Origin of the sequence: Sutterella wadsworthensis (genome assembly GCF_003315195.1) — a bacterium.
In the GTDB taxonomy this organism is placed as follows: domain Bacteria; phylum Pseudomonadota; class Gammaproteobacteria; order Burkholderiales; family Burkholderiaceae_F; genus Sutterella; species Sutterella wadsworthensis.
Map to the genome: position 1 here is coordinate 1 of NZ_QNRV01000055.1, position 7,823 is coordinate 7,823.

At 56.1% G+C, this 7,823-nt stretch carries 7 protein-coding genes and 1 pseudogene; 3 read left to right on the forward strand and 5 right to left on the reverse strand.

Annotated features, from left to right (window positions below; all coding sequences use genetic code 11):
• Positions 1–431 (reverse strand): annotated as a pseudogene (locus DES29_RS12035) (IS1634 family transposase); the annotation flags it as partial.
• A 340-nt stretch (positions 432–771) separates the two neighbouring features.
• On the opposite strand from DES29_RS12035, the gene DES29_RS12040 reads away from it, so the two are divergent.
• Positions 772–957: a hypothetical protein gene (locus DES29_RS12040; protein ID WP_016474855.1), complete on the forward strand. Its 186-nt coding sequence runs from the start codon at positions 772–774 to the stop codon at positions 955–957.
• A 155-nt stretch (positions 958–1,112) separates the two neighbouring features.
• On the opposite strand, the gene DES29_RS12045 is transcribed toward DES29_RS12040, so the two are convergent.
• The gene (locus tag DES29_RS12045; RefSeq protein ID WP_016474857.1) at positions 1,113–1,991 is read right to left on the reverse strand and encodes a DMT family transporter; all 879 of its coding nucleotides are present in this window, start codon (positions 1,989–1,991) and stop codon (positions 1,113–1,115) included.
• Between the two features lie 2 nt (positions 1,992–1,993).
• A complete protein-coding gene (locus DES29_RS12050) occupies positions 1,994–3,052 on the reverse strand; it encodes a LysR family transcriptional regulator (RefSeq protein WP_113854941.1) in 1,059 nt (352 codons plus the stop codon).
• A 121-nt stretch (positions 3,053–3,173) separates the two neighbouring features.
• Between DES29_RS12050 and DES29_RS12055 the strand changes: the two genes are divergently transcribed.
• Positions 3,174–5,099, forward strand: a complete 1,926-nt coding sequence (locus tag DES29_RS12055) for a flavocytochrome c (protein WP_021994797.1) — start codon at positions 3,174–3,176, stop codon at positions 5,097–5,099.
• A gap of 94 nt (positions 5,100–5,193) precedes the next feature.
• Here the strand turns inward: DES29_RS12055 and DES29_RS12060 are convergent, their stop codons facing one another.
• The gene (locus DES29_RS12060; RefSeq protein WP_236578892.1) at positions 5,194–6,054 is read right to left on the reverse strand and encodes a PHP domain-containing protein; all 861 of its coding nucleotides are present in this window, start codon (positions 6,052–6,054) and stop codon (positions 5,194–5,196) included.
• A gap of 136 nt (positions 6,055–6,190) precedes the next feature.
• Between DES29_RS12060 and hslO the strand changes: the two genes are divergently transcribed.
• Positions 6,191–7,096 carry an Hsp33 family molecular chaperone HslO gene (gene hslO / locus DES29_RS12065; RefSeq protein WP_016474861.1) on the forward strand — a complete coding sequence of 302 codons (906 nt, stop codon included), beginning with the start codon at positions 6,191–6,193 and terminating at the stop codon, positions 7,094–7,096.
• A gap of 82 nt (positions 7,097–7,178) precedes the next feature.
• Here the strand turns inward: hslO and DES29_RS12070 are convergent, their stop codons facing one another.
• A complete protein-coding gene (locus DES29_RS12070) occupies positions 7,179–7,613 on the reverse strand; it encodes a septum formation initiator family protein (RefSeq protein ID WP_016474862.1) in 435 nt (144 codons plus the stop codon).
• Between the last annotated feature and the right edge of the window lie 210 nt (positions 7,614–7,823).

Here is a 7,823-nt window from a genome sequence, read left to right on the forward strand (position 1 = left end):
TTGAGCAGGCTGCGGGCATCCTCTTTGAAGATCTCGCGCAGATGCTCAAGCACCTGTGACTGCGCTGCCAGCTGTTCCAAAGCCCAAGTGAACCCTAAGCTGCGGGTATCGCACAAAGCGGAATCCATTTCGGCAGCCGCTGGTTTAGGGCCGGGAGCGTCCGGGAAATCTCGGCGATAGGCTGCCTCATCGACCAACGTCTTATCCAGGCCGAAATAAAAGGTCCCTTGGGCGTACTGAGGAAAGTCAGTACGAAATTTGGCGGTGATATTGACGACGGAATCAGCTGCTAAGCGGCCGACATACTTGCGGGCTGAGCGTTTTGATTTCTTGGCGACCGGATCCCACTGCGTTTGATAGGCGTAGATGTAGCACAAGCCCTTGGCATTGGTTTCCTTGGTGAAATACCACTTGTCGCTAGCCTTTTTCATCATCAATCCCGCTAACAGATACCTAATTTAAACATAGGTATCATTTTAGCGGAAAAAAGAAATCCCGTAAAAACTTATTGGTTTATTTTCACGGGATTAGCTCAGCAAAACATCCGATCCTTGACCTTAATCACACGAGTTCGGGATCTGTTATCCGGGAGTTCCGGCTCCAGCACCGGCTAACTGATCCACATATTCGCGGAGAGTTTCAGGGAGTCATTTCAAGCCAAGCATTAGCATAGCTGACTCTTCATCATTGCAATCCCAGCGATTCTTCTTCTCTCGAAGCGATAAGTCTGAGGGGAATTAACCTTTTGTATAATGGGTTCAAGAGGTGTTAATGCAATTCAGTTTGAATAATTTAAAACCGTACGCCGAGACGATGCGAGCCTGGCTGGTGAATTTGTCGGTTGCCTCAATGGCTGTTGGGCTTTTTAACGGTGTGCTGTTAGGGTGGTTTATTGGCGGCGTGCTGCTTATTTCAGCATTTGCTGTCGTCTACTTGCGTGAAAGGTATATGAAATGACTGTTTGGATCGCGACATTAGTCACAGGGGTTGCTATGCCGGTCATTTTGTTCGGCATCATTCTTTATGTAAAAAAGCATTCTCACTAGCGTTCTGACATGCTGGTCATCTACGCCGCAGACCAATGCCGTCTGCGGCGTTTTTCATTAGATTGTTCACGCTGATGAACCGCGACGCGCTCGGCTGCGCAAACCGATAACAGCAGCAGCGAGCTCAGCAGCGATGATGATCACGATGCCGACCGTGGCGAAAGACTCGAGTTTCTCGTCAAAAAAGAGCCAGCCGAAAAAGACGGCAAACAAAATGGCGGAAAACTGCAGACAGGCGCAAAGCAGCGGCCGGCCGCGTCCCCATCCTAATGTCTGTGCGAGCTGAGCGCCCATCGTGCAGATGCCCACGGCAAAAAGCATGGGGTCCGTAAAAAGGTCCTTCATAGAGGCTCTGCTCAAGAACGCCTCCGCCACGGCAGAAATGACCAGACTTGCCGCAGAAAACCAAAAGACTGTGCGGAAAATCGGTTCGCCCGCCGCGCCGAGACGCTTCAAGAACATCGCTGAACCTGCCGCCAAAATCGCCGAAAGCACAGCCAGCACGGCATAGGGCAGTTCATGGCTTCCGCAGGAAGGCTGCAGCACCATGCAAATGCCCGCAAAACCGCAAAGCACCGAACCGACCAGCACCCAGTCGGTGCGCTCGCCAAGACGCATCTTTTCAATGATCACAAAGAGCGAAACGAAAAGCGGCATGGTGTAAAAGAGCGTCTCAGCCGTGCCGATCTGCAGATGCTGTACGGTCACGATGTTGATCAGCAAAGCGAGCATGCCGCATATCGCTCGGCCGATATGCGCCTTCGGGATCTTTGTTTTGAGCGGCGTCTTAGCAACCGCCGCCATCAGAACGGCAAAGAAAGCCATGTAGCAGGAACGGACGAAGAAAATGTCCCAAATTTCGTACTGCGGCGGCACCCACTTCACGAACACATAGGTGAGCACCGTAAAAAAAGTGGCCGCAAGAATCCATAGCGAATGCAGCATAGCTACTCTCCTACCGGCCGCCCAAAGCGCTTTTGAATCAGCGCCAAGAGCTGCGCGCGGATCAGCTGCGATCCCGGATCGGCGTGCGTACGCTCGTGCCAGCCCAATCGAACGGTGAGTTTTGGCGCGGCATCAGAAAGCTGAAGCATCGCTGTGCGTCGCGGGTCGAGTGCAAGTTCAGCCGTTGCCTTGGGCACAATCGCGTAGCAGTCCGTCTCTTCCAGACAAAGTGATGCCGCAAGAAAGAAGGGCGTCACCAGTGCGATGCGGTCTGGATTTTTGGGATTAAACCAGCCGTTGCCGGGACTGTTGGGAGCACGGTAGCGGTCGGGCTGGGCATTGATGAGCACCTGCGGGAAGGCTTCAAGATCTTCGCGTTCAAGAGGCCCCAAAGTCGCAGCACGTTCAGAGAGAGGATGTCCGCGCCGCCCCAGACAGACGTACGGCGTGGTAAGAAGCGCCACAGAATGAACATCTGGATGGAGTCCCTGCCGGGCAAAGAACACCAGATCGAGCAGATCTTCACGCAGATAATCAAAGAGATGTTCATCGGCCTGCATGGCGCGCAGCCGCACATGCGGCATGCGGGCCGTGAAGTCAGCAAAAATCGAGGCAATGCAGAGCGCAAATGCATTGTCGTAGCAGGCCGTGCGAACGGTGCGCGAAAGAGTTCTTGGATCCAGTTCGTCGTCGCGCCGCAGATCCTCAAGCACATGCATGAGGGAAAGCACCTTGTCATAACGGCGTTTGGCAGCTGTGGTCGGCTGCATCAGAAACCCGCTTCTCACAAAAAGCGGATCGTCCCAATAGGTGCGGAGCTTCGCGAGCATGCGGTTGGCGCTCGAGAGACTGATGCCGAGCTGCTCGGCCGCACGCGGAAGCGTTCCGGTACGAAAAAGCGCCAGAAAAAAATAGAGCGCTTCAGCATCCACGCCGCGGACAAAGGCCGGCAGACCATGCTTGTCGAACGCCTCGAACGCCTCGAACGCCTCGAACGTCTCGAGCGTATCGACGGCATCCTGAGCACCTTGGCGTTTCCGACTAAGAACCGGTTCCGACATTGATTGGCTCCGAAATCTGACATTCAAACACGTAAATTACCTCATTTTCCGAAGACAGCGCTATCCCTAGAATTTGTCCGACTTCTTTAGAGCAATTCCACGTTTTATGGAAATTCGGCCAATGATTCATCCTTCTGAACCCGTACTCTCCGCCGCGGCAGCCGCCGTTCTTCTTACTTTTGCAGCCGCTTCCGCCGCAGCGATGACGCCTGGCGTCTACTCGGCCGCTGTGCCCGCCCGCAACGGTGAACTTGCCGTAGAAGTGCAGGTTTCCGCCGACCGCATCGAATCCGTCAAAGTCGTCCGTCAGCAGGAAACGCCGGGCATCGGGTCGCTTGCTGTTGAAGCGCTCCCTGCCGCGATAGTCGCCCAACAAACCAGTTCGGTGGATGTCGTGAGCGGCGCAACGATGACTTCCAACGCCATCATCAAGGCCGTCAGCGAAGCGCTTAAGCAGGCCGGCGCCGACGCGTCTTTCTTTAAAAAGAAAACCGACGCCAAGTCTTCAGACAAAGCGCTGCCGCTGGAAACACAAGCTGATGTCATCATTGTGGGCGGCGGCGGAGCCGGCATGGTGGCTGCAGCCACCGCCGTCGAGCGCGGCGCCAAGGTGATCGTGCTCGAGAAGATGGCCATGCTGGGCGGCAACACCGCCCGCTCTGAAGGCAACATGTCCGCCATGGATCCTAATCCCGAGAAGCTTCTTGACATGACGCAGGCCGTTCGCGACATCGTGACAAAGTACACCTCGATGAAGCCTTGCAGCAAGGCCGTAGCCGACCTTCAGGAAACGGTGAAAAAGCAGCTTGCCGCGCATGATGCCGCCGGTAAAAAGTACATCTTCGACTCGCCCGAACTCTTTGCGCTGCAGACGATCGAGGGCGGTGACTGCCACAGCGACCCGAAGCTTGTTCTGACAATGACCCAAAACGCCACAGCCGCTATGAATTGGCTGGAATCACAGTCTGACATGACGTGGTTCCACGTCCCGCGTCACTGGATTGATGTGGGCATCGGCGGCCTCTACCCCCGCGGACAGTGGCCGCGTCAGGCTGACGGCAAAACACCGATCTCTACTTACGATGCCTACATCGCTCCGCTCGCGAAAAAAGTGAAAGCCGCGGGCAGCACGATCTACACCTCTATGAAGGTGACCGAGATCGAACGTGATCCGTCGGGCCGAGTGACCGGCGTGAAAGCCGTTGATGTGAAGGGTGCGCCGCATATCTTCTCGGGTAAAAATGTCATCCTCGCCGCCGGAGGCTACGGCGCCAATCTCCAGATGGTGAAGAAGTACAACAACATCTCCGTTATTGCTACTTCGAACCAGCCTGGCACGACGGGCGAAGTGCTTGAAGCCGCCGTCAAGGCCGGCGCTGCGCTCGAAGGCATGCAGTGGATTCAGATCCATCCTCACGGCAATCCGAAAAACGGAGAACTCGAATCCGCCATTGCCGGCCGTCCGCAGGATACGCCCTACGTGAATAAGCTCGGACTGCGCTTCGTGGATGAAACGGGCCGGCGCGATGAAATTTCTCACGGCATCCTTGAGCAGCCCGGTCAGGTGGTCTACTCGATCTTCGATCAGGAAACCATCAACCAAAAGAAAGTGCGTGACGATCTGATACAGATTGCCCTCTCGCACGGCTATGCCTATAAAGCCGATACCCTCGAAGATCTGGCCAAAGCCGCCGGCATTGACGAAAAGGGCTTCGCCCAGACCATGAAGGCCTACAACGCTGCCGCAGCAGCTCAAGACACCAAAGGGCTTTCGGTTCCGAAGATTCTGATTGGCATGCCTGTGACAAAGGCACCCTTTTATGCCGTTCCGCTCACGACCACTATCCATCACACGATGGGCGGTCTGCGCATCAACGAAAAAACGCAGGTGCTTGACGACAAAGGCAACCCGATTCCGGGGCTCTTCGCCGCAGGTGAAATCACCGGCGGCATCCACGGCGGCAATCGCCTCGGGCGCAATGCGCTCACCGACCTATTGGTCTTTGGACACATCGCGGGTCTGGAAGTCACAGCCCATCAAAATTAAGGCTTGATACACCAATCTTCCTGCTGTCCTCGAAGTATTTCTCAATGCTTCGGGGGCAGCTTTATTTTCGCCGCTGGGAGAAGTGCTGCTGCGATCAATGCTGACCGCAGAAATCTTTTGGGAAGCCGAACTTCGTCCAAATCGGCGTCAGATCAGCCGGCACCTGCGGCTGACTCCCCGGCGTCGGACGGGGCGAGCGGGGCGAATGCCAGTCTGACCCGGTGCTCGCGAGAAACCCGTACTGCTTGGCCTTGGCCGCAAAGAGCGCATCATCATCGCGGGTCTGCGAACCCGAGGCCACTTCAATCGCCTCTCCGCCGGCTCCCTGAAAGGCCGTCAGCAGTTCGTCAATCATCCACCCTTCTTTGAGGTTGTAGCGCCCGGGGTGAGCGAGAGAAGCCGTGCCGCCCTCACTTTTCACAAAACGCACGGCGTCGCGGATTTCCGGCCATTCAATCTGCACGTAGCCGGGCTTGCCGGGCTTGAGGTACTTATCGAAGGCTTGGGCGTAATTCTCCACATAGCCGGCATCCAGAAGCCACTGTGCAAAGTGCGTACGGGAAAGCGATCCCGGATGAACGGCAAGCGCCATTGCGCCTTCAAAGGCCCCCTTGCAGCCGCAGGCCGCAAGGAGTTTTCCCATCCGTTCCCCGCGCTCAATGCGTTTTTTGTCAACGCCTTTGAAGAAAGCCTTGAAGGCTTCCGTATTCGGATTGAGGTTATAGGCCGCCACATGAATCGATTTTTGTCCCCAGCGCGTGGAAATTTCAATGCCGGGCACGAATGCGATGCCAAGGCGTTCGGCTTCTGCACGAGCCTCCTCAATGCCTTTCATCGTGTCGTGATCGGTGAGGCTCATCAGCTTTACGCCGTTGCCGGCACAAAGACGAACAACTTCTGCGGGCGGAAGAATTCCGTCCGACGCATTGGAATGCATATGCAGATCAATAGTCACGACAAAGCTCTTGAAAGACTGGACACGTTTTGCCTCAATTGAGGCAGATGCGTTGCGGTCTAAAAAGTTTATCGATTTAGCCGCACCGCTAAAATAATGAACCTCAGGTTTTTCATTAATAGGTTTCGTCATTGTCATGGATGCTCTCCAAAAACTGCTGTTCCCGCGCGCAAATGTGCGCGGTGAAACGGTTGTATTAGGCGACGCCCTTGAACAGGCCGTCGTCAATCAAAACCTTCCCGTTGCGGCCCGCCGCCTCGCGGGCGAAATGGCCGCCGCAGCGCTTCTCACTGCAGGCGCGCTGCAATTTGACGGGACAGTTGCCCTGCAAATTGAGGGCGACGGTCCCGTTCGCCGTGCCTTGGCGGAAGTGCGCCCCGGCTATGCCTTCCGCGTGATGGTGGAGCTTGCGGCCGGCACGGATCCGGCGAAGCTCGACCCCAACGCCAAGCTCAAAGATCTCGTCAATGTCTCCGGCCGCGGCCGCTGCGCCTTCATTCTCGACAGAGCGCATCGCCCGGCCGATGAGGCGCCGTATCAAGGCGTTGTGGCGCTCGAAGGCGACACGCTTGCCCAAGCGCTTGAAAACTACTTTCGCCATTCCGAGCAGGTGGACACGAAGCTCGTGCTGGCTGCCGACGACAAGACGGCGGGCGGCGTATTCCTTCAGAAAATGCCCGCCGAAGGCGGAAAACTCCCCGCTGACTATGACCCGGAAGGCTGGCAGCGGCTCACGATGTTTGCCGGCACGGTGAAGAGCGCCGAACTGCTTACGCTCTCACCCGAAGACATCAACCGCCGGCTCTTCTGGGAAGAGTCTCCGCTCGTCACGCACGAAGCGGCGCCGCACTTTGCCTGCACGTGCTCTAAAGCCCGCTTCGACGATCTGGTACGTTCACTCGGCCGCGAAGAAGTCGACGCCATCATCCGGGAAAAAGGCGCTCTTGACGTCGCCTGCCGCTTCTGCGGCGCCAAAGCGCACTACGACGCCATCGACGCCGCAGCGCTCTTCACGCCGGGCGTGCAGACGCAGAAGGCATAACGTTCGTTCTTTCTGAGACTAAGAATGCTCACCAACGGCGCGGGGATGGCTCCGCGCCGTTTGTTTTGCCCGGGGCGTCAATCTACTGACGTCGATCCCGAGCCTTCGGCGCACGCTGGTTCTTGGGCGCGGAATAAAGATCCGACTTCTTAGGCGTAAAGGTCGGTTTAGCCCCTGCGGCAATGTCCGGAGCGTCGACGTCCGGCATGGATGCTGCTGCATCGGATTTGCGTGCCGCTTCTTCCGTCGTCTCAATGCGGAAGAGAATTTCATTGGGCTTGACCATATTGAGCTCGCGGCGGGCGCGCTCTTCAATGGCATCTTGATTGTTGGCGAGCGAATTGAATTCGGCCTGCAGCGCTTCATTGGTTCGGCGAAGCGATTCATTCTCCTCGCGCTGCGTATTGAGTACTACTCTCAACTCAGACAGTCTACTCCAACTTGCCCGCCCAAGCCACAGCTGGTACTGCGCGGCGCAGATGCCGAGAAGCAGAATGCAGATGAATAAGCGGACCATAGCGGCGTGGAAGCAGTGACTGCTGATTTTGCAGTTCAAAAAAACAAACCGGACAGCTCTCTATTGTAGATAGCTGTCCGGTGATGGAAGGTCTTCCCGAGCCTTAAATATTCAGCCCAAACTCCCGGAGACTAGCTCCGGGAGGTCCTGATCTGACGCAAAGTCGGCCTATTTATTCTTCCTAATCCATTGTTTTTATTTAATAAAAAC